The following is a 21,873-nucleotide window of genomic DNA, read 5'->3' as shown; positions in this document are numbered from 1 at the left end:
TGTTGATAAAATTATATTAAGATTTGCATTTCAAAAAATCAATAATATATTTGCCAACATAAACAGAACATGAAATTACAAAACAACAACTGGTGGTGGCTTAACGAGAAATCGTAAGGCAATCTCCTGTTTTTGTAAGTACAAAATATTACGAAGGGTTGCCCAAAAGGCAACCCTTTTTCTTTGCCCCCCAGCCCCCTGAAGGGGGAGCAAAAAAATCAACCAGGGATAAAAAGTTTAAACAAATTTAGAAAGGCAGCTCCCCCTTTAGGGGGCTGGGAGCTATGAAAGCTATACTTAACCACTTATTTGAGCATAAAACATTTAGCCGCGAGCAGTCGAAAGAAATTTTGACCAATATTGCTCAAGGCAAGTATAATACCTCGCAAATGGCCTCGTTTATGACGGCCTATTGTATGCGCATGATCACTGTAGACGAGCTGGAAGGTTTCCGCGATGCTATGCTAGAGCTTTGCCTTCCTATTAAGCTGGAGGCCGATGAGCTTATAGATTTGTGCGGAACCGGCGGTGATGGCAAAGACACATTCAATATATCTACGCTGGCATCATTCGTTGTAGCTGGGGCAGGGTATAAAGTGGCCAAGCATGGCAACTACGGTGTGTCGTCGGGCTGTGGTTCAAGCAATGTAATGGAATATTTAGGTTACCAGTTTACCAATGATTTGGATAAGCTGAATAACAGTTTGGATAAGGCTGGCATTTGCTTTTTGCATGCTCCGCTGTTTCACCCGGCTATGAAAACGGTTGCGCCCGTACGTAAAGAATTGGCTGTAAAAACGTTTTTTAACATGCTTGGGCCAATGGTAAACCCAGCAAGGCCAAACAACCAAATGGTGGGGGTGTATAACCTCGAACTGGCAAGGTTGTATGCTTACCTTTACCAAAAAGCCGATGTGAACTACACCATTGTTAATGCGCTGGATGGTTATGATGAAGTATCGCTAACCGGAGATTTTAAAACGTTTTCGGCCGAAGGGGAAAAAATCAACAGTATTACTCAGTTAGGTTTTGATAAAGTAAACGCTATGGATATAACCGGTGGACATACAGTTGCTGATTCGGCTGGTATATTTACGCAGGTATTAAAAGTTGAAGGCAGTACCGTGCAAAATAATGTTGTGCTATGCAACGCTGCACTAGCCATACGCACCATTGAGCCTGCCAAAACCTTCGCCGATTGTTTTTATGAGGCAGAGGAATCATTGTTGAAAGGAAGTGCTTTAAAGAGCTTTAATGCCTTGTTGAATTAGATTTCATTCATGGTTCATAGTAAGAATTATCAAACTAAAAGAAGCTACTATGAACTATGATCCATCATCTATAAGCTATCAGATGAAAATAAAAGTATGCGGCATGAAAGTGCCCGGTAACATTAAGGGCATTGCTGGTCTAAAACCCGATTACATAGGATTTATTTTCTATAGCAAATCGCCGAGGTATGTGGGTGATTTACCTGCTGCTGAAATAGCTAAGTTACCTGCGTCTATTATTAAAACGGGTGTTTTTGTAAACGAAGATATAAAAACGGTTAAACGGCTGATAAACCAATACCAGCTTGCTGCCGTACAATTGCATGGCAGTGAAAGCCCGGGATACTGTGCTGAATTACGAGAAAAGGGTACTGTGCTAAAGGCATTTGGTATAGATGAAACTTTCGATTTTGGGGTGTTGGCGGACTATGCCGATAAGGTTGATTACTTTTTATTTGACACCAAAACCGCGGCTCATGGCGGCTCGGGGCAGGTGTTTGATTGGCGGGTGTTGGATCAATATCAGTTAGATGTGCCGTTCTTCCTTTCGGGCGGATTGAGTGCTGATAACTTAACTGAGGTAAAACAAATTAAACACCCGGCGTTTTATGGTGTTGACTTAAACAGCCGCTTTGAAATGGAGCCAGGCTTAAAAGATGAGAACAAGTTGCGCGCTGCTTTTACATTATTGAGAACAAACTAACATGAAATATACGGTTAACGAACAAGGTTACTATGGCGATTTTGGTGGTGCTTACATCCCCGAAATGCTGTACCCAAACGTAGAAGAGCTACGCCAGCAGTACCAAAACATTATTACCGACGAAAGCTTTAAAGCTGAGTTTAAATCGTTGTTAAAAGATTACGTAGGCCGCCCATCTCCTTTGTATCACGCCAAGCGCTTGTCTGAAAAATATGGTGCAAATATTTTTCTTAAGCGTGAGGATTTGAATCATACCGGCTCACACAAAATTAATAATGCCATCGGGCAAATACTGTTAGCACAGCGTTTGGGCAAAAAGCGCATTATTGCTGAGACCGGTGCAGGTCAGCATGGTGTGGCTACAGCTACCGTTTGTGCCCTCATGGGTATTGAATGCGTAGTTTACATGGGCGAAATTGACATGGAGCGCCAGGCGCCAAATGTAGCCCGTATGAAAATGTTGGGAGCAAAGGTAGTACCGGCTACATCGGGCAGCAAAACATTGAAAGATGCTACTAACGAGGCCATGCGCGACTGGATAAACAATCCCGTTGATACGCATTACATTATAGGTTCGGTAGTGGGGCCATATCCGTACCCAGAGATGGTAGCCAAGTTTCAATCCATTATATCATTAGAAGCTAAAAAGCAACTGCTTGAGCATACAGGTAATGAGTTGCCGCAATACGTGCTGGCCTGTGTGGGCGGCGGTAGTAATGCCATGGGGATGTTCTACCATTTCTTAGAAGATGAGGATGTAAAACTAATAGCCATTGAAGCAGCCGGAAAAGGGGTTAACAGTGGTCACTCAGCAGCAACGTCGGTTTTAGGCAAGGAAGGTATACTACATGGTAGTCGCACCATTTTAATGCAAACTGAAGATGGGCAGGTAGTAGAACCTTATTCTATCTCAGCCGGTTTAGATTACCCGGGTATTGGTCCGCAACATGCGCATTTGCATAAAATTAAACGTGCCGAATACGTCAACATTACCGACGAAGAAGCTTTGCAAGCAGGTCTGTTGTTATCGAAACTGGAGGGTATTATACCGGCCATTGAATCGGCACATGCATTCGCCCAGCTTGAAAAAATGAAGTTTGAAAAAACTGATAATGTTGTTATCTGCTTGTCAGGCCGTGGCGATAAGGATTTGAGTACTTATATTAAACACTTTGGATTTTAACATAGGTTTATGGTTCATAGGTGATGGTTCATGGCAAAATGCATAACTAATCTCTACTATGAACTATTAACCATCAACTATGAACTAAAAGAATGAACCGACTAAACAGCATGTTCAACCAAAAGAAGAACAACCTGCTATCTGTATACTTTACTGCCGGATACCCCGACTTAAACGCTACTGTTGATGTAGCTGAGGCTTTAGAAAAAGCCGGGGTTGATTTTTTGGAAATAGGCTTTCCGTATTCTGATCCGGTTGCCGATGGACCTACTATTCAAAATAGTTCGCAGCAGGCGCTTGATAACGGTATGACGTTGAACGTATTATTTGAGCAACTGGCCGAGCTGCGTAAGCGTGTTAGCATTCCCGTTTTATTAATGGGCTATGCCAACCCTATGGTGCAATATGGTGTTGAACGTTTTTGTGCTAAGGCCGCCGAAGTAGGAGTAGACGGTGTTATTGTACCCGACCTGCCTATGTACGAGTACGAAACCTTGTATAAAGAATGCTTTGCTAAACATGGCCTTAGCAATATCTTCCTGGTAACACCGCAAACTGCCGAAGATCGTATACGCAAGATAGATGGCCTGAGCAATAGCTTTATTTATCTTTTATCATCAGCCTCCATAACCGGCGGTAGCTTAACGCTTTCAGATGTAACGGAAACGTATTTTAAACGCATCAAAGACATGGAATTGAATAATCCGGTGGTTATTGGTTTCGGCATCAGCAATAAGGCTGCATTTGATAAAGCTACCGCATATGCCAACGGTGCAATTGTTGGTAGTGCATTTGTGAAATTCCAGGCAGAGGAAGGGTATTTAGAGCGTATTCCGGAGTTTGTAAAGAGTATTAGGAATTAAATCCCAAGTCAGTTTTTAAACGATAGAATCAAATTATGTCATTTCGACGTTACGAGAAATTTTTTCGGGTCGATTAGTTGGTCACTTTGAAAAGATCTCTCGTTCCTCGAAATGACATATTTGTATAACTTTGCAGTTCTAGGAGCTGTTGAACTTACAAATATGCCTCTAAATCACCTTTTCCCTCACGAATAACTTCAAACTCACCCGAGGTTACGTCAACTACCGTTGAAGCTACGTTACCACCATATCCACCGTCAATTACGATATCAACTAAATCCTGATATTTTTCATGTATCAGTTCAGGATCGGTTGAGTATTCTATAATATCGTCATCATCTTTAATGGAGGTGGACAATATGGGGTTGCCTAGCTGGTGTACAATTTCGCGGGCAATAACGTTATCAGGTACACGTATACCTACAGTCTTCTTTTTAGAGCTAAGTAATTTTGGTACTAAGCCGCTGGCATTTAATATAAAAGTGAACGGACCAGGCAGCGCCTTTTTCAATACCCTGAAAATGCTGTTATCTATTGGCTTACTATAATCAGCCAGGTTACTTAAATCATAACATATAAATGAAAAATTAGCCTTTTCAGGCTTCATGTTCCTAAGTTTGGCCACAGCCTCAATAGCTCGGTGATTGGTAATATCACACCCTAAGCCATAAACGGTATCTGTAGGGTAAATAATTAAACCTCCTCGGCGCAAAACCTGCACCACCTGTTCAATAGCCTTAGGGTTCGGGTTTTCGGGATATATTTTAAGTAGCATAAATATGAAGCAAATATAGCGTTAAATGGTTTTAGCAATGTTCAAGAACGGCGTTTGTAATATTAACTTATAGTAATAATATTGCACTTGAGTAAATATCATTTAGCTGTTATAGTTAAAAAACATATTACTTTTTGTACCCCAAATTAGAATAATATACATTCGTAACGCAACGCAACTCTGCCTTTTTGCGTATTAAGCTTGTAACCGTGCAATGAGGGTAGGAGAGGTAAAAATTTCACTGATATATCTGTTAACTTGTTGCTTGTGGATAACCGCAAGCGATAAGGTACTTTTTTTATTCAGGAGCCAGCTTAATGCTGCTGATATGCTTATTGTAAGCAGTTTAAAAGGTGTTTTCTTCGTTTTTATTACAACTTTACTGTTGTGGTATCTTATCAAATTAAATAATAAAAGGCTTTTAGACGGCGAACGTCAATATCGCTCTATGTATGAGGGAAGCCCGCTGGCCAAGTGGATATATGACCCTGTTACCTTAAAATTTATCTCCGTTAACGATACGGCAATTGCCCAATACGGGTATACCCGGGATGAATTTTTAAGCATGAGCATATTAGATATGCGACCCGATGAAGACAGGCAGCGGGTGATCGAATCTATAAGCCAGGTATCAGATCAACTCAAACCATCAGGTGTTTGGCGTCATTTAAAGCGCGATGGCAGTGAAGTTTCTGTAGCTATTAGTTCCCAGCAAATAGCGTTTAACAAAAAGCGTCACATTATGGTCACGGCGCAGGATGTTACACAAAAGCTTGCTTATGAACAGGAGCTTAAGCGTTTAAATGACGAATTGCGTGAGGAAAAAAACAAGTTAAGTGAAACGCAGCAAATTGCAAGAGTTGGCGGTTGGGAGTTTTATCTTGAAAATAAACAGCTCATTTGGTCGGAGGAAATGTATAGTATAGCCGGTATTGAGCCATATACTACCGAAAATCCTTATGATTTGTATGTGCAGCAGATATACCCTGAAGACAGGGCTGATATGCTGGATGCACTAAATCTTTTAATTACTACGGGTAGAAAGTTTGATGTAATTCACCGTATACATTTGCTAACCGGCGAAACGCGGTATATAAGGCAAATTGCAAAATTGGTGCATTCGGCCGATGGTAAGCCGCTTAAACTTTTAGGTTCAGCACAAGATATAACCGAGCTTAAACAATTAGAGCATGAGCGCAACAAGTATATGCTTAACCTCGAAGATACACTTAACAGTATTAACGAGGGTTTTTACACGCTCGATCATAGTTTAATATTTACTAAGGTTAACAGGAAATTTGAAATTGAGACAGGGCTTTCGGCTGTTGACGTTATTGGGAAAGGTTTGACTGATGTGTTCCCTGGTATTGAAGGAAGAATTACCTTTAAGCAATACACCAAAGCTATTAAAGAGAACATTCCGGTACGTTTTGAGGCGTATTGGAAGCATTTTAAAAAGTGGCATTATGTTGATGCCTACCCTACAGTTGATGGAATTGCCGTTTATTTTGTAGACATAACCGATAAAAAGCTGAAAGACATGCAGCTTGAAAGCGCAATATCAAGGTACGAAACTGTGGCTAAGGCAACGCGCGATGTCATTTACGACTATGATATTCAAAACGATTACCTGTCGTTTTATACTGACGTAAGTGAGCTGTTGAATTGTGACCCAAATGAAATTGGCAGATCTCTCAAATGGTGGAGATCGCATATACATCCCGACGACAGGGAAAATGTAACCAGAAGTCAGCAAGAAGTATTAAACCGCGGCGAAACCAACTGGGACTGCGAATATCGTATTAAGTGCGCCGGACATAGAGATTACATATGGGTGTTTTCACAGGGATATTACTTGTACAATTCGTCGGGCGTTGCAACCCGCATAGTTGGCGCGGTAAAAGATATTGATGCTTTGAAGAGAGCTAACGAAGAAAATAAGCGCCTGGCTGAGATTATTACCAAAATTAATAACATGGTTATTGTTATGGATACCGATCATAGCATAACCTGGGCTAATCGTGCTTTTGAAGAATATTCGGGATACACGCTTGAGGAATTAAAAGGAATTTACCCGGGCGATATTTTGGGAGGTGATAGATTTGCCCCGGGCACAATTGAAGAAATCAGGCGCCGTAAGGAAACCCTGGAAACGTTCAGTATTGACATTCAACATTTCTTGAAAGACGGTTCGTCGCCTTGGGTAAATGTAGAATACAAGCCTATATTTAACGATAAGGGTGTACACACTGGATACATGGCCGTGCACCAGAATATAACCGACCGACGTAAGCGCGAGGAAAAGATAAACCATCAGAATAAGGTGCTACAGCATATATCATGGCTTAGCTCGCACGAAATCCGCAGGCCTGTTGCCTCAATTTTAGGACTTGCCTATGTGGCTCGAGGCTCAAAAAGCATGGAGGAGAAGGAGCAGGTAATTGAAATGATTAATACGTGCGCTGAAGAGCTTGATGGTATAGTTCATAACATCAACGACCGCATTAGCAATGAACTGTACGCAGGCGATGACTCGATAGCCTATGAGCCAATAAACTAACTAATCTTAGAGCTCTTTACGAAGCCTGGCAACCGGAATATTCATTTGCTCGCGGTATTTAGCTACGGTACGGCGTGCTATATTGTAGCCCCGTTCTTTCAATATTTCGGTAAGCTTTTCATCAGCAAGCGGATGTCTTTTGTCTTCACCACCAATGCATTCTTCCAAAATCTTCTTAACCTCTTTGTTTGAAACCTCCTCACCGCTTTCGGTTTGTATAGCTTCAGAAAAGAAGGATTTTAAAAGAAACGTTCCATGCTCAGTTTGAACATACTTAGAGTTGGCAACCCTTGATACAGTAGATATATCCATGCCAATACGGTCAGCGATATCTTTAAGAATCATTGGGCGAAGGTTACGCTCGTCACCAGATAAAAAGAACTCGTACTGATATTGCATTATGGCATTCATGGTTTTAAGCAACGTTTGCTGGCGTTGCTTAATAGCATCAATAAACCACTTGGCCGAGTCAAGCTTTTGCTTAACAAACTGTACCGCCTCTTTCAACTTTTTATCGCGTTGTGAAGCTTTATCATAATGCTCAAACATTTCCTGGTATGAGCGGCTAACCCGCAACTCAGGTGCATTTTTTGCATTAAGGGTTAGTATAAGTGTTCCGTCGTTATTGGTAATATGAAAATCAGGAATTACCTGGTGTTGCTTGGTGTTAACCTCGTTGGTATCGCCCGGTTTAGGATTAAGCTTTAAAATTTCGTTAACCACGCCACGCAGCTCAATTGAATTCATGTTTAATGATTTCTCAAGCTTATCATAATGTTTACGGGTAAACTCTTCCAAATAGTTCTCAACCACCAAAATTGCCTTTTTTACAATCGGGTCGTTAGCATCTTTACGTCGAAGCTGTATAAGTAAACACTCTTGTAAAGTGCGGGCACCAACACCCGGAGGGTCGAAGGTTTGGATGAGTTTCAACATTTCCTCTACCTCTTCGTCTTCTGCCATCACATTTTGTGAAAATGCCAAATCATCAGTTAGTGACATTATAGGGCGACGCAGGTAGCCATCATCATCCAAACTGCCTATTATTTGTTGACCAATACGAAAGTCTTTATCATCCAAAGGCACAAGATCTAGCTGTGCCTGCAGGTTTTCAAAAAACGAGCTTTGGATTGCTATAGGCATTTCCTTACGGTCTTCCTCATCATCACCGTTTTGGTCATAACGCGAGCCATAATCATTTACACTATCATCCTGAAGATAATCATCTATATTGAACTCATCATATTCTGAATTATCATCATTAGAAGAGTAATCATCATCGTCGGGATCACGATCGGGGTATTGCTCCTCCGGCTCGTTCATATTGGTTAAACTCAGGTCTTCAAGCGCAGGGTTTTCTTCAAGTTCTTCTTTAATACGAGTGTCTAATGACACGGTAGGAACCTGCAGCAGCTTGATAAATTGAATTTGCTGAGGCGAGAGCTTTTGTAAAAGTTTTTGTTGAAGATTCTGTTTTAACATATATATAGGCAGCGCCAAAAATACATCAAAGGCGCTATTAAACAAAAAGTAAAGTTGATGATTATTGGTTAATGCTAATTGGCCGCTTTTGTTTTAAACAATAAAAAATTTTGATGTGAATGCATTACTCGTAAATTAGCTATGTAAACCAATATTTTCCGCTATGTCATTTATTAAAGAATTTAAGGAGTTTGCCGTAAAGGGCAATGTGTTAGATTTGGCCGTTGCCGTTGTTATAGGTGGCGCATTTGGTAAAATTGTAAGCTCACTGGTTGAGGATATCATTACTCCCGCTATACTTACACCGGCACTTAAGGCAGCCAATTTATCAAACCTTAGCCAGCTGGTAATACCGGGTACAGCAATAAAATATGGTAACTTCTTGTCGCAAATAATATCATTTATAATAGTAGCTTTTGCACTCTTTTTATTTATAAAGGCTATTAATCAGTTTAAAAAGAAAGAAGCGGCAGCGCCAACCGTTGCGCCGGCACCTACCAAAGAAGAAGTATTACTTACGGAGATTCGTGATTTGCTTGCCCGTAAGGTTTAAAAGCTTTTAGGCAAATTTCCGTTGGTTAAAATTATATAGTTGTTGCTTTTACTGTAGCTGTTCCAGTTAATTCTATTGTAATCGGCTACAGCATAGGCAGCAATATTTATGACGCGTGCTTTTGGTGCGTACTTTTTTAATTGTTCAATGGCGCCCAATTGATCTTCACTGTGAAAGCCGCCATTGACATGCATAATTTTGCTGCGTGGATTTGCTTTCAAGTGCTTGGCTATGCTCCAGGCCATAGTTGCATCCCAAAGGTTTTGCGATTGATATATTTTCATACCGCCCATATTGGCATGTCCGCCCATGGTTTTTACAAATTTATTGTAATATGCACCAGTTGACGTGTCGATAGGCAGGGGAGGGAGCCATCCCTTTGCTTTACTATCTAATTCCTGAAGACTACTCAAGCCTAAACGCGTAACTCTGTTAGTATACCTGGATGGAGCGTTTGCTGCAATAACGGGCAAATGATTTTGTTTAGCCAGTTCAACCAATGGCCGGTAATCTTTATAATTACTCCATGCCCTGGCATCACTAAGCAAATTCTTTTCTCTTATGAGGTTGTTGAGGTATTCGTTTAAAATCGGCTGGGTGTCGGTTTCAAACATCTCTAATGATAGTACAGCATTTTGTGGGTATTTCTTAACCAGCATGTCGAATATCGCCAATTCAATGGTATGGCCCAGTGAGTCATTGTGTTCCTCACCATAAAATAAAACATCAGCCTTGTCCATTTCGGCAACAACCTCGTCTAGTGTTGCCGTTTTTTGCGTATTGGTGTTATATATTTTATAATTAACTTGCGCCACTGCTATAAACGGAAGTAAGTAAAACAACAGAAGGGAAGCAATTTTCATAGGTTGAGCTTTACATGTTACTATGTACAAACGTAAATACTAATAATTATATTTGAAAACTTAAATAAAAAGCCTAAATTTGCACTCCCGTTTTTTAGTTTATAGAATAACGAAATACAAAGAATATAACAATCATGAAAAGAACGTTTCAGCCGTCTCAACGTAAAAGAAGAAACAAACACGGTTTCCGTGAGCGCATGGCAACTGCTAACGGCAGAAGAGTATTAGCTGCAAGAAGAGCTAAAGGAAGAAAAAGATTATCAGTTTCTGACGAGCGTCGTCATAAAGCATAATACAGGTTGCTTGCCCTGTAATACCGGGAGTGGTGCCGTAGTGAATTAATATTTTTCGGTTAACCATTTAAGCAATATGTATACTTTTAAAAAGGAAGAGCGGCTATGTAATAAAAGGCTTTTAGATAAGCTTTTTCATGGCGGGTCTTCCTTTTTGTGTTACCCTTTTCGTGTATCGTGGATATCTGCGCCTCAGCCTCAAACTCATCCAGTGCAGGTTGTTTTTGCCGTGGCAAAAAAACGTTACCGCAGGGCTGTTGATCGTAACCTGATTAAACGCCGTACCCGCGAAGCTTACCGGTTGCATAAAGATGCGTTACTATACGGGCCTTTGCTGCAAAACAACAAACAAATACTGCTTTCTATAAATTACATAGGTAAAGAGATTAACGACTTTGCTTTTATGGATAAGCGTATGGTAAAACTTATGGTACAACTTTGCCAGCAAGCAGATGTTGCAGCTGTTTAACTTTATAAAACGGTGTGTAGGTGCTGTTTTCATAGCACTTATAAAAGTGTACCAGTATATTATTTCTCCAATACTACCATCAGCATGCCGTTACACACCAACCTGCTCGCAATACGGTGTAGAGGCAATAAAAAAATATGGTCCGTTTAAGGGCGGATGGTTAACTTTGAAACGTATTGGCCGCTGTAACCCGTGGGGCGGGCATGGGCATGATCCGGTACCTTAATAAATACTCATGAGTTTAATACTTCAAATAGAAACAGCTACTACGGCTTGCTCTGTTGCTATTGCATCGCAAAATGAAATTCTGGCCGTTAAAGAATTAAATCAGCGGAACATACATGCTGAAGTAATCACTGTTTTTATTGAAGAAGTTTTTGCCTCGCTTAAAATGCAATATGTTGATATTGATGCTGTGGCAGTTAGTAGTGGCCCAGGGTCGTACACCGGTTTACGTATTGGTGTATCAACGGCCAAAGGACTATGTTACGCATTAGACAAACCGCTTATAGCAGTAGAAACATTACAAGCCATGGCAAACGGTATGGCTAATTCAATTAATGATGAAGATTTGCTACTATGCCCTATGATTGACGCCAGGCGCATGGAAGTGTACACAGCTTTATTCGATGGAAAGGGTAACCGGTTGCAGCCAACAACTGCCGAAATTATAGATGAGCATAGCTTTGCATCAGTACTTGAGCAGCAAAAGGTTTTGTTTTTCGGTGATGGTGCCGCTAAATGTCAGGAGGTTTTGGGTAAGTGGAGCAACGCCCGTTTCGAAACTGATTTTATAAATTCGGCAAAGCACTTAAGCAAAGGAGCATTTGAAGCTTTCAGCTCTCAAAAATTTGAGGATGTGGCTTATTTTGAGCCGTTTTATTTAAAAGATTTTATTGCCGGTAAAAAGGCTTAGCACTTTATACTAGTTATTCCAGCGTTTCCAGGTACAGCCTAAAGGGCCTTGTTCTGAGCCGTCATAATAGTAGCTGTCGTTTTTCCACCTTTCTAAAAGCTTTCCAAATTTAAATGAGAAGCCAAAGTATATGTTAGCACCCGAGTGCGACATAGGGTTGGTTACTGCACTTTCATTCTCTCTGCTGGCACTATATAAGTTAAAGCTGCGTGTTAACTGTTCGCTGCCAATAAAGATGTCCATATTGGGTGTTTTGTACATTAATTGTAAGCCTAAATCAAACAGTTTGTCTTCGTTATAAATACCGCTAAGTGAGGTACTGAAATTACTGAAGTTTACCTGGTTTACCAGCGCCGCAGCTGTACCACTTCCATTAATAAGCTTTGAAATAACTGCGGTTGGAAAATAATTGATGCTTTCATTCAACATGAATTTTTTTCCTACTGAAAGATCTGCCCGGCCAACAATTGCTTTGGTGAACGAACCTCTACGCGGGTTGCTTTCAAATATGCCGGTTATAGCATCTTCAACATCCAGCTCCGTTTGTGCGGGCGTGGTTGTCCTAATAGTACGCGTTTGGTTAAAGCGATAAGTAGTAGCACCTCCGCGCCAACGTATAGCACCCAAATCTTTAACGTTAGCTTGTATGATATATCCTTTGGGGGCATAGGTTGCGCCAAGACTAATGGCAGCGCCCGGGCTTCTGAAAAACGGCAACAGATCGCGCCTTGGAAACTGCCCCAATACATAAGTACTTTGAAAGGTTCCCCTTAATCGTAAGGTGGCAGCATTTTGATCAGCCGGATTACGGTTGAGTTCAGATTCAGTAACATTCAAGTTGTTGTAGCCAATGCCCGACAGCAAGCTGAGCTTAGCGCCTACGGCAAAGTTATGCGTAACCTTTTCCCTGTAATTTATGCTGAACTGGTGAAATGCCTCATAAAAAGCGCGGTTATTAAACAAGTCAAAATAGGGCTGGTTAGTGTTGAATTTATCTATGCCATTAAAAAGGGCAATGGTTTCGTCTGTAACATGCCCGCGGCCATTTCCTTTTATTTGGTATGACAAGCCAACTTCGGTCTTTCCGCTCATGCTGGTAAACATGCGCAGCATACCTATATATGCATTTACGTTTGCTGTTACATCATTAAATTTACCCTCACCAACAGTGAAGGCACTGTTGTCATATTTTCCTAAAAAAAGCCTCGACTTTAAGGTGTATTGAGCATTGCCTTTTAAATACAGATTAGCGTTAAAATTTGGTAGTAGATTAAATGCAAACTGCCTGCTTGAGTCAGGTATAAAGGCTGCCTGTGAAGGATTTTCAAAAGAATCATAAAGAGTACCTGTGTTGTAATGCGCAAAGCGCTGTGCATAACACGAAACACTGATAAGCAGCATCAGTACTCCTGCAAAAAATTTCTTCATCAAAAAGGATTATCAATAGTTAGTAATCAATAATACGTAATCCTCCTGATATTATTTCAAGCCAGATGACTAATTGTAAAAAATTAGTTACCGTTTGTGTTCAGCGAATCAGGCGTATTAATCTTAAGACACAGGTTGGTATAAAATTGTTTATCAGATGCTGATAATTGGTAGGCAGCTGCGTAGTAGTTTTTAAATCCTGGCTCGGCATTATAGGCGTCTGCATACTCACGCTTTAACGCGCGTTTAAAAGCGTAACCTGCATTCTTAAAATTTATAAAGTAACTAACGTTGCAACGCTGGGCCAATAAGTTCGAAAATTCTCTAAAATCTGACTGCTTGCTCAGGAAAAGATTACCAAAATAATTTTCGCGAAAATTGCTTACTTCACGTTGCGAATTTCCCAAAACCAAATAGTTATCAACTATCGTAAAGTACGGCTTTCTAAAGCCTGAAAGTACATCGCCTAACAAATACATGGGTACCTGATTAAAGTTAAACTGGCCAATATCTTCTGTTAGCATGGCGCTTATATTATTGCAAAACGGACGTAGTGCCGCGCCATTTTTTACCTTAATGATGGCAATTCGTTCCTGAAAACGTGTGGTAACCAGCGCAAATTCATTATCAAGCAATTTGTTAAACTCACTGTCAAATTGTACTCCGCTTTCTGTTTTTATTTTGTTAAAAAGCGCTTTTTTATCCTTAACCAAGTGAGCCTTTTGTTGCCAGCTATTAAGCAATTCCTTGAATGCTGCCAAATCACTTATGCCGTAAACATTGCTGTAAGCTGTTGTTACCGGGAATATGTTTTGTAACGTAAGCTCTATCGGAACCATGTTTCTAAATATATCCATGTAGCTTACGGGTGAATTGCCTTTGAAGGTAGTGAAACCGTTAAAGAGCAGTGCATCGCTTTTGTAGTTTAAGCTTAAGGATGTATTTGCAGGCAGCTTAAACAAACCTTTCCACAAGTCGGAGTCTTCACTTTTATAAAGGTTGTTTAAAAGCAAACCACATTGCTGATAATTGACGTATAAATTGCCCAATGATGTCGAATGCTGCTGATCAGAGATAAGGTCAAAATTAGCCGGTAATGACTTTTTGATATCAATACTTTCCTGCAAAAGAGTTTTTGAAAAGCTTCCTGACCAAACATTGTGTTGTCTTTCAACAATGTAGAACTCTCTGTTAACCGAGTCTGGCTGAAACACATAAGCCTTCTTACTTCCCAGCGTTGTAGGCTTGAGTTTCATTTGTGTAATCGCTTCATTGCTAAAAGCACCGGATGAAGCCGTGGTAAAAAGGTATTCAATGCTATCAATACCCTGTGGATGAAGGGACAGGAAAATATCCTGTGCATTGAATAAAGACTGAGCAGATGCATTATTCAATAAACCTTTTCGTAGCATATGGAGTTCGTCCATTCTATCACTGCCTAACAAAGAGGCAAATAGCGGGCTGTTTTTATAGATATCGTAAAAGCTTGCATCGTTATTAAATTCGAACACAACCGCAGCAGAGGAGGGTATGGAACTGATAACATCAGCAGAATGATTGCCGGACATTTTTAAATTATCAAAATACTTAACTGTTACAAACACGGTGGCGGCAAGCAAAAGGATGGTGATAGTAATCAGTCGTTTCATATATTTTGAATTAGGCAAATGTAGATTTTTACCTTATGCCAATAAAGTAATACTTGCAATTGGTTACATTAGCAACTGTATAATTACAAATGAATAAGTCTATAATCATTACCGCTGCCATTTTCGGCATGTTAGCAGTCATAACCGGTGCGTTTGGTGCTCACGCGCTTAAAGAAAAGCTCGAACCGCAGCAATTGCAGGTTTGGGGCACCGCTGTTCAATATAATTTTTACCATGTATTTGCGCTTTTAGCTTTAGCGGCGCTTAATAAAAGCGATAATAACTTAACCTACGCTGGCTACTTGTTGTTTACATTTGGTATAGTGTTTTTTTCGGGTTCGTTGTATTTATTGTCTTGCAGAAACATTTTACAGTGGAGCTGGCTACGCATTTTAGGGCCCATTACGCCTATTGGCGGCTTGCTATTCATTGCCGGCTGGTTCACCCTGCTTTTGTCTGCTTTGAAGGGTAAAGTGTAATATGCTCGAATTTGCTGAAAATCAATCAACCGATAGAGTTACCCTCTTTGTAAACGTAATATTACCGCTTGCTATATCGCGGTTATATACCTACCGTGTGCCCTTTGAGCTAAATAATGTGGTAGCTGTTGGTAAAAGGGTAGTGGTACAATTTGGTAAAAGCAAGCTTTACACTGCCGTAATTGACGAAATTACCACCATTGCACCTGAGAAATACGAAGCTAAATACCTGATGGAGGTTTTAGACGACCGTCCGGTGGTAACATCACAGCAATTAGATTTCTGGAAGTGGCTGGCTGATTACTACCTGTGTAATACCGGAGAGGTAATGGCTGCTGCGTTACCCGCTGCGCTTAAGCTGGCGAGTGAAACCCGCATTATGCTTAACCCCGATGGCAATTTTGACCGCTCTTTGTTGCATGATAAAGAATACCTCATTGTTGATGCACTTGATATACAGCCAATTTTATCTGTAAGTGATATTGTTAAGCTTTTGGGGCAAAAAATTGTAATGCCCGTGCTTAAATCAATGTTTGATAAAAACATCATTCATATCAGCGAGGAGGTAAGTGAACGTTATAAGCCACGTAAACGCAGCTACATAAAACTTAATCCGCTTTATAACGAAGCTGATATGCGGCGCGAACTTTTTGTAGAATTGGAACGCCGCGCACCTAAGCAGGCAGATGCTCTACTAGCATACTTAAAGCTGTCAAGAAATCAATCATTAGTATCAAAAAATGATTTGATGGAAGAAAGTGGTGTAAGCGCAGCAGTGTTGAAGGCTTTGAGTGAAAAAGAGGTATTCATAATTGAGGAGCGAAATGTAAGCCGCTTGTATTACGATGAATTTGAAATGGGGGCAAACTTTGAACTAAGCCCCGCGCAATCCAATGCCCTTGATGAGATAAGAGATCACTTTATTCAAAAAGATGTGGTGTTACTGCATGGGGTAACATCATCAGGCAAAACCGAGCTTTACATTAGGTTGGTTGAAGAGGCTTTGCACAACGGTAAACAAGTGCTTTATCTTTTACCTGAAATTGCACTCACCACCCACGTTATTGAAAGGCTGCGCAAATACTTCGGCAATGACATAGGCGTATACCACTCGCGTTTTAGCGACAACGAACGTGTTGAAGTTTGGCAAAAAGTGCTTAATCATGAATACAAAGTGGTGCTTGGTGCCCGGTCATCAGTTTTTTTGCCGTTTGATGATTTAGGGTTAGTTATCGTAGACGAGGAACATGAAACATCTTATAAGCAGTTTGACCCGGCACCACGATACAATGCCCGCGATGCGGCTATCTACCTTGCGGGAAAATATCAGGCAAAGGTCATATTAGGATCGGCCACGCCATCATTCGAATCCTATTTTAATGCACGTACAGGTAAGTACGGACTTACCGAATTAACAGAGAGATTTGGCGGCGTAAGCTTGCCTGAAATAGAGGTAGTAAGTATTGCAGAGGAAATAAAACGCAAAGTGATTCAGTCGCACTTTACCAGTGTGCTGATGACCGATATACAAACTGCACTTAGTAATAAGGAGCAGGTAATACTGTTCCAGAACAGAAGGGGGTATGCTCCGGTACTCATATGCCGCGTATGCGCCTTTACCCCTAAGTGTATTAACTGTGATGTTAGCTTAACCTATCATAAAAGCAGTAGTCACCTGCATTGTCATTACTGTGGCTATAAAGAAGATAATATCAATGTTTGTCCTGCATGTGGTTCAACACATTTGGAGTATAAAGGCTTTGGAACTGAAAAAATTGAAGATGATTTACAGGTATTGATTCCTGATAGCCGCATAGCCCGAATGGATTTAGATACCACGCGTGCCCGCAACGCGTATCAAAATTTGTTAAATGATTTAGAGGAGAAGCGAATTGATATTTTAGTGGGCACGCAAATGGTAGCCAAAGGCCTTGACTTTGCTGATGTAACAGTTATTGGAATTATAAATGCTGATAGCTTGTTGAAATATCCTGACTACCGGGCTAATGAGCGCAGCTATCAAATGCTGGCCCAAGTAAGCGGCCGTGCCGGCAGGCGTGGTAAGCAGGGTAAGGTAGTTATACAAACCTATAACCCGCAGCACCGGGTAATTGATCAGGTTATACGTAATGATTATAAGGACTTGTACCTCACAGAAATTGATGAGCGGAAAAACTTCAAATATCCTCCGTTCTACCGAATTATAAACCTGGATATAAAACATAAAGATGCTGATAAGCTATATCAGCAGGCCGAATATTTGGCGATTGAATTGCGTAAACATTTCGGCGACCGTGTAATTGGTCCTGAATATCCGTTGGTAGGCCGCATTCGCAATTTTTACATCAAAAGCATCATGCTTAAGTTTGAAAAGGATGGTGTTTCAATTGTGAAGGTAAAGTCGGTGATACGCGACATTATTGTTCAATTTCAAACCACTCCGTTAAGTAAGGGTTGCATTGTACAACCAGATGTAGACCCATATTAAACCAGGTCGAATATCTTTTTAAGTATCATTAGCGCTTTGTAAACTCATAAAAGTTTACAAAGAGACAGTGGTTTCTATACCTCAAACTGCATGTTTTTAACATTTATCCAATAAGTCGAAAAAACAATCGTTTTATTGTTTGTTAATTGGTTAGTTATGCTTTTAGGTGCAAATAATTCGCAAATACAACAGCAAAGTCAAGAAGACTTTATAGTAAGGCTTATTGATAAAGGCCGGTTTAGTGAAGCTTACCAATTATTGAAAACAGAACCGGATCATATTACTTCTACTCATTTTAATACGGCTCTTTGTCTTTTTGGTAGTAAAAACTATAAGGATGCACTGATAAGCCTTGATAGGGCGCTTGCAACACTGCAAAACAAACCAAGCCTACATCATCAAACCGACGCAAATTACCAGTCAATTGTGAACGCTCAAAATCAAACTGATGATCATTTGATTGCTGTTGATACCAAATACGTCTCGCTTTTTACCGAAAGATTTAAAGATGCTGTTGTAAGGTTAAAAACTGATTGTTGGTTAGAGCTAGGCGAGTGGAACCGTGTTGTAGAAACCGCAAGCCATATTCAATTCAAAAAATATCGCAACATTGACAATGCTTTGCAAATAGCTCATAATATACTTGATAATAATGAATGAATATAATCAGATACGAGATGCCTATCATCGGAATATGATTGGGGGTCAGCCCAGTGTAGACATTGCCGGGATGTATGAGGCATTACAGCAAGTTGATGTCAAGAGCGACACAGAAGAAAACTTATATCATTTAGCTGCACGTTTTACTGATGAAAATGCGGTGAATTTTTTAATGGCTAAAGGGTTGCAGCCAACTGCCGACAAATATGGCAATACCCCATTGCATGCCATAACCACCACCCGTTTTGATTTAAATGCAGCAGCAATAGATGCTAAAGCGCAACAAATTTATAATACTGCAAATGCTTTAATTAAGGCAGGCGTTAACCCAAAGAAAAAAAATGACTCGGGGAAAGTGGCATATTTAGATGCCGGTTTGGTATACATGTATCCGTTTATACAAGCAATGGCTGATGCAGGAATTAAAATGAATGCCACTGCCGAGGAAGGAAAGAACCTTTTACATCTTATTTGCGATAAGTTGGTGCATCGTAAATCGATACCCGGAGCTGTTGAAGGAGCTGCGAAAACCGTAAAAATACTTGTTGAAAGTGGTGGGATTGATATTGAAGATAGGGATATATTTGAAGTAACACCATTAACTTATGCGCAGCGAAGCGGCGTTAAAGAAATTGCAGCTATTTTATCGGGTGATGAAAGTGATTTGCAAACCGGTGGAATGACCATTCATGAGGCTGTACTTAACCGAGATATACAGGCTGCTGAAGCTATCATTTCATCAGGAGCTGACTTAAACGAAGTGTCAGACTATCATAAACGAACTGCCTTGATGCTTGCCTGCGAATATCCATCTTTACCCATGGTTGAGCTATTGCTGAGTGGAGGCGCCGACGTTAACTACAAAATAGGCACAGGTGAAACAGCAGTTTTTTACCTGATAGCAAAAGGTATTAGCAATTTTGGCCGTGGTATGAGCAAAGACCTAAAGGATATTGCTCTTATTTTACAAAGGCTTATTGACAATGGACTTGATAAAGATGCGGAAATCAACGCTAACGGCGATACTGCTTTAGGTTTAGTTTGCTCATTAGGCTATCTTGCCGACTTGAACAACAAGCTGGCTGAAATACTTGTTGAAGCCGGTTGTAATGTCAACAAGCCAGATTTGCTTGGTAAAACACCTCTGATGAGTTTTGCAGCCCGTGGTAACGAGTCAAAATATAATATAGCCGAGCTTTTACTTGATAATGGAGCCGATGCAAAGTATGTTGACAGTACAGGATTTACCGCTTTAATGTATGCCGCAGCAAACTCTGATAAGGCATCTGCAAAAATGATAACTGAATTATTGCTTGACGCCGAATCGTCGGTTGTTGAAAATGTAAACAATGCCGGACAAACGGCTATGGATATTGCTGTGAATAATAACAATGAGGCTGTAGTAAAACTATTATTAACCGCAACTATATAAGCTATTTATGGATAACATGTTTTTAAATGCCTGCAAAAATGCACAAAAGGGTATAGTTGAAGCGTTTTTGAAAAAAGGCGGAATAAATGTAGATAAGCGCGACACTTTGGGTAATACGCCTTTGTACTATGTAAGCAGTAAAGGGGCAAAGGATATTGTAAAATCATTGATTAGCGCAGGAGCCGATGTAAACCTAGCTAACAACACCAGCGAAACACCGTTGCATATGGCGGCCCGTACCGGGAACAAAGAAATTTTGAAACAACTTATTGAAGCTGGTGCCGACGTTAACGCTGCCAATAATTACGGCCAAACACCTGTTTTCTATGCGGTGCTGGCACAAAAAACTGAGACCGCTTTATACTTAATAACGTTGGGTGCAGATACATCTGTAAAAGATAACGGCGGCTACAACATATTTGATCATGCTACGGCTAATGGTATGCGTGAGCTGGTCAACGCTTTGAGTTTAGAGAATGCCGGGCAAAAAGATGATAACGGAAATACACCACTGCACCAAGCGGTTTACAATAATCATAGCGAAACTGTAGCCTCATTGCTTAAAATATCGAATGCAGGCGTAAATGAGTTGAACAACAACGGTGTTAGCGCGCTTATACTTGCGGTTAACAACTCCAATATGCACATAGTTGAGTTACTGGTTAAGCATGGTGCCGATGTTAATTTACACTTGCATAACGGCAACTCGGCGTTACATTATGCTGCAGGCATCGGCAATCATCACCTAGGAAAATTACTGTTGCAAAACGGTGCCGAAATCAATTCGCGCAACAGCTTTAGCGAAACCCCGTTGATAGTTGCCGCTCAATGCGGGTTTAATGATTTTACCTCAATGTTAATTGAAAATAATGCCGAAATTGCTGCTGTTGATAATGACGGCCGCAGCGCTATGGACTTTGCAAGCGAGCGCGGTTATACAGAAATACTGGAGCAGTTATTAGCTGCAGGCTGATAACTATGAATACCATATACAAGCCCCGGATGAATTTTCACCGAGGCTTTTTTTATTTTAAAGGATTTGAAAACAATATGTATTTGTTAGCTTAGCCTAAAACCAATTCCATTTATGCCTCTCAAATATTTCGTTATTGTTCTCCAAATTTTCATTTGCACAGCATCAATTGCCAAAAGTAAGGTACTTGTATTTTTTAAAACTGCCGGCTTTAAACACCAGTCCATAGGCGCGGGTATTGCCGCAATTCAAAAGCTTGGTGATGAAAATAAATTTAAGGTTGATACCACATCAGATGCCTCTGCCTTTACCTATAAAAATTTAAAGAAGTATGATGCTGTTGTTTTTTTGAACACAACAGGTGATGTGCTTAACGACATGCAGCAAAAGGAATTTCAAAAGTATATAAACGCAGGAAAGGGGTATGTTGGCATTCATGCAGCTACCGATACAGAATATGGTTGGCCTTGGTATGGTCAGCTTACAGGTGCTTATTTCAATACGCACCCTAAAGTGCAGCAGGCAACTTTAATTAAAACAGCATCAAATAATCCATTTACAAGTCACTTACCCGAAAAATGGTCCAAAACAGATGAATGGTATAATTTCAAAGGAATATCAGATAAAATAACTGTTGTGCTAACAGTGGACGAGCAAAGCTACACGGGTGGAACCAACGGTGCCAATCATCCAATTAGTTGGTATCAGGAATTTGATGGCGGGCGTGCGTTTACTACCGCATTGGGGCATACCGCTGAAACTTATAGTGATGATTTGTTCTTAAAACACCTTTTGGCAGGCATGAAATATGCGATGGGAAAGCATTAATTTAG

Annotated in this window: 21 protein-coding genes; 16 read left to right on the top strand and 5 right to left on the bottom strand. The window is 40.5% G+C overall.

Annotated features, from left to right (window positions below):
• Positions 1-284 precede the first annotated feature (284 nt).
• From trpD to trpA, 4 genes are all read left to right on the top strand, one after another.
• Positions 285-1,271, top strand: a complete 987-nt coding sequence (trpD, locus tag GO816_RS12500) for an anthranilate phosphoribosyltransferase (protein ID WP_157542264.1) — start codon at positions 285-287, stop codon at positions 1,269-1,271.
• A 49-nt stretch (positions 1,272-1,320) separates the two neighbouring features.
• On the top strand, positions 1,321-1,974 hold the full coding sequence (locus GO816_RS12495) for a phosphoribosylanthranilate isomerase (protein ID WP_232336565.1): 654 nt from the start codon (positions 1,321-1,323) through the stop codon (positions 1,972-1,974).
• Position 1,975: 1 nt separating this feature from the next.
• A complete protein-coding gene (gene trpB, locus GO816_RS12490; RefSeq protein WP_157542263.1) occupies positions 1,976-3,157 on the top strand; it encodes a tryptophan synthase subunit beta in 1,182 nt (393 codons plus the stop codon).
• Between the two features lie 92 nt (positions 3,158-3,249).
• Positions 3,250-4,020 (top strand): tryptophan synthase subunit alpha, encoded by a 771-nt coding sequence (trpA, locus tag GO816_RS12485; RefSeq protein WP_157542262.1) that lies wholly within the window; start codon positions 3,250-3,252, stop codon positions 4,018-4,020.
• 154 nt (positions 4,021-4,174) lie between these two features.
• Here the strand turns inward: trpA and GO816_RS12480 are convergent, their stop codons facing one another.
• The gene (locus GO816_RS12480) at positions 4,175-4,795 is read right to left on the bottom strand and encodes an L-threonylcarbamoyladenylate synthase (protein WP_157542261.1); all 621 of its coding nucleotides are present in this window, start codon (positions 4,793-4,795) and stop codon (positions 4,175-4,177) included.
• Positions 4,796-5,060: 265 nt separating this feature from the next.
• Between GO816_RS12480 and GO816_RS12475 the strand changes: the two genes are divergently transcribed.
• Positions 5,061-7,355, top strand: a complete 2,295-nt coding sequence (locus tag GO816_RS12475) for a PAS domain S-box protein (protein WP_198171509.1) — start codon at positions 5,061-5,063, stop codon at positions 7,353-7,355.
• A gap of 6 nt (positions 7,356-7,361) precedes the next feature.
• Here GO816_RS12475 and rpoN read toward each other — a convergent pair whose 3' ends face one another.
• A complete protein-coding gene (gene rpoN, locus GO816_RS12470; RefSeq protein WP_157542259.1) occupies positions 7,362-8,837 on the bottom strand; it encodes an RNA polymerase factor sigma-54 in 1,476 nt (491 codons plus the stop codon).
• Between the two features lie 163 nt (positions 8,838-9,000).
• On the opposite strand from rpoN, the gene mscL reads away from it, so the two are divergent.
• Positions 9,001-9,390, top strand: a complete 390-nt coding sequence (mscL, locus tag GO816_RS12465; protein ID WP_157542258.1) for a large-conductance mechanosensitive channel protein MscL — start codon at positions 9,001-9,003, stop codon at positions 9,388-9,390.
• Here mscL and GO816_RS12460 read toward each other — a convergent pair.
• Positions 9,387-10,253 (bottom strand): ChaN family lipoprotein, encoded by an 867-nt coding sequence (locus GO816_RS12460; protein ID WP_157542257.1) that lies wholly within the window; start codon positions 10,251-10,253, stop codon positions 9,387-9,389. The genes mscL and GO816_RS12460 overlap by 4 nt on opposite strands.
• Positions 10,254-10,387: 134 nt before the next feature.
• Here GO816_RS12460 and rpmH point away from each other — a divergent pair, with 134 nt between their 5' ends.
• From rpmH to tsaB, 4 genes are all read left to right on the top strand, one after another.
• Entirely contained in the window at positions 10,388-10,546 is a 159-nt protein-coding gene (rpmH, locus tag GO816_RS12455; RefSeq protein WP_157542256.1) for a 50S ribosomal protein L34, read from the top strand.
• Positions 10,547-10,622: 76 nt separating this feature from the next.
• The gene (locus GO816_RS12450) at positions 10,623-11,015 is read left to right on the top strand and encodes a ribonuclease P protein component (RefSeq protein ID WP_157542255.1); all 393 of its coding nucleotides are present in this window, start codon (positions 10,623-10,625) and stop codon (positions 11,013-11,015) included.
• On the top strand, positions 10,999-11,241 hold the full coding sequence (yidD, locus tag GO816_RS12445) for a membrane protein insertion efficiency factor YidD (RefSeq protein WP_157542254.1): 243 nt from the start codon (positions 10,999-11,001) through the stop codon (positions 11,239-11,241). The genes GO816_RS12450 and yidD overlap by 17 nt, the downstream gene beginning before the upstream one ends.
• Positions 11,242-11,250: 9 nt before the next feature.
• Positions 11,251-11,931, top strand: coding sequence for a tRNA (adenosine(37)-N6)-threonylcarbamoyltransferase complex dimerization subunit type 1 TsaB (gene tsaB, locus GO816_RS12440; RefSeq protein WP_157542253.1), 681 nt, complete (start codon positions 11,251-11,253; stop codon positions 11,929-11,931).
• A 9-nt stretch (positions 11,932-11,940) separates the two neighbouring features.
• On the opposite strand, the gene GO816_RS12435 is transcribed toward tsaB, so the two are convergent.
• Together GO816_RS12435 and GO816_RS12430 are read right to left on the bottom strand one after the other, a co-directional pair.
• Positions 11,941-13,359, bottom strand: a complete 1,419-nt coding sequence (locus GO816_RS12435) for a DUF5723 family protein (RefSeq protein WP_157542252.1) — start codon at positions 13,357-13,359, stop codon at positions 11,941-11,943.
• 83 nt (positions 13,360-13,442) lie between these two features.
• On the bottom strand, positions 13,443-15,008 hold the full coding sequence (locus GO816_RS12430) for a hypothetical protein (RefSeq protein WP_157542251.1): 1,566 nt from the start codon (positions 15,006-15,008) through the stop codon (positions 13,443-13,445).
• Positions 15,009-15,097: 89 nt separating this feature from the next.
• On the opposite strand from GO816_RS12430, the gene GO816_RS12425 reads away from it, so the two are divergent.
• The 6 genes from GO816_RS12425 (at position 15,098) to GO816_RS12400 (ending at position 21,868) form a co-directional block, all read left to right on the top strand.
• Positions 15,098-15,487, top strand: a complete 390-nt coding sequence (locus GO816_RS12425; RefSeq protein ID WP_157542250.1) for a DUF423 domain-containing protein — start codon at positions 15,098-15,100, stop codon at positions 15,485-15,487.
• A gap of 1 nt (position 15,488) precedes the next feature.
• Entirely contained in the window at positions 15,489-17,975 is a 2,487-nt protein-coding gene (priA, locus tag GO816_RS12420; protein WP_157542249.1) for a replication restart helicase PriA, read from the top strand.
• Positions 17,976-18,131: 156 nt separating this feature from the next.
• Positions 18,132-18,635, top strand: coding sequence for a hypothetical protein (locus GO816_RS12415; RefSeq protein ID WP_157542248.1), 504 nt, complete (start codon positions 18,132-18,134; stop codon positions 18,633-18,635).
• Positions 18,628-20,067 carry an ankyrin repeat domain-containing protein gene (locus GO816_RS12410; protein WP_157542247.1) on the top strand — a complete coding sequence of 480 codons (1,440 nt, stop codon included), beginning with the start codon at positions 18,628-18,630 and terminating at the stop codon, positions 20,065-20,067. The genes GO816_RS12415 and GO816_RS12410 overlap by 8 nt, the downstream gene beginning before the upstream one ends.
• Positions 20,068-20,074: 7 nt before the next feature.
• Complete coding sequence (locus GO816_RS12405) at positions 20,075-21,040, top strand: ankyrin repeat domain-containing protein (RefSeq protein ID WP_157542246.1); 966 nt, start codon at positions 20,075-20,077, stop codon at positions 21,038-21,040.
• 114 nt (positions 21,041-21,154) lie between these two features.
• Entirely contained in the window at positions 21,155-21,868 is a 714-nt protein-coding gene (locus tag GO816_RS12400) for a ThuA domain-containing protein (protein WP_157542245.1), read from the top strand.
• Positions 21,869-21,873: the final 5 nt, after the last annotated feature.

The sequence above is a fragment of the Mucilaginibacter aquatilis genome, assembly GCF_009755275.1.
Taxonomy (GTDB): Bacteria; Bacteroidota; Bacteroidia; order Sphingobacteriales; family Sphingobacteriaceae; genus Mucilaginibacter; species Mucilaginibacter aquatilis.
The sequence above is the reverse complement of the archived record's forward strand: the minus strand, read 5'-3'. Positions and strand labels throughout refer to the sequence as shown.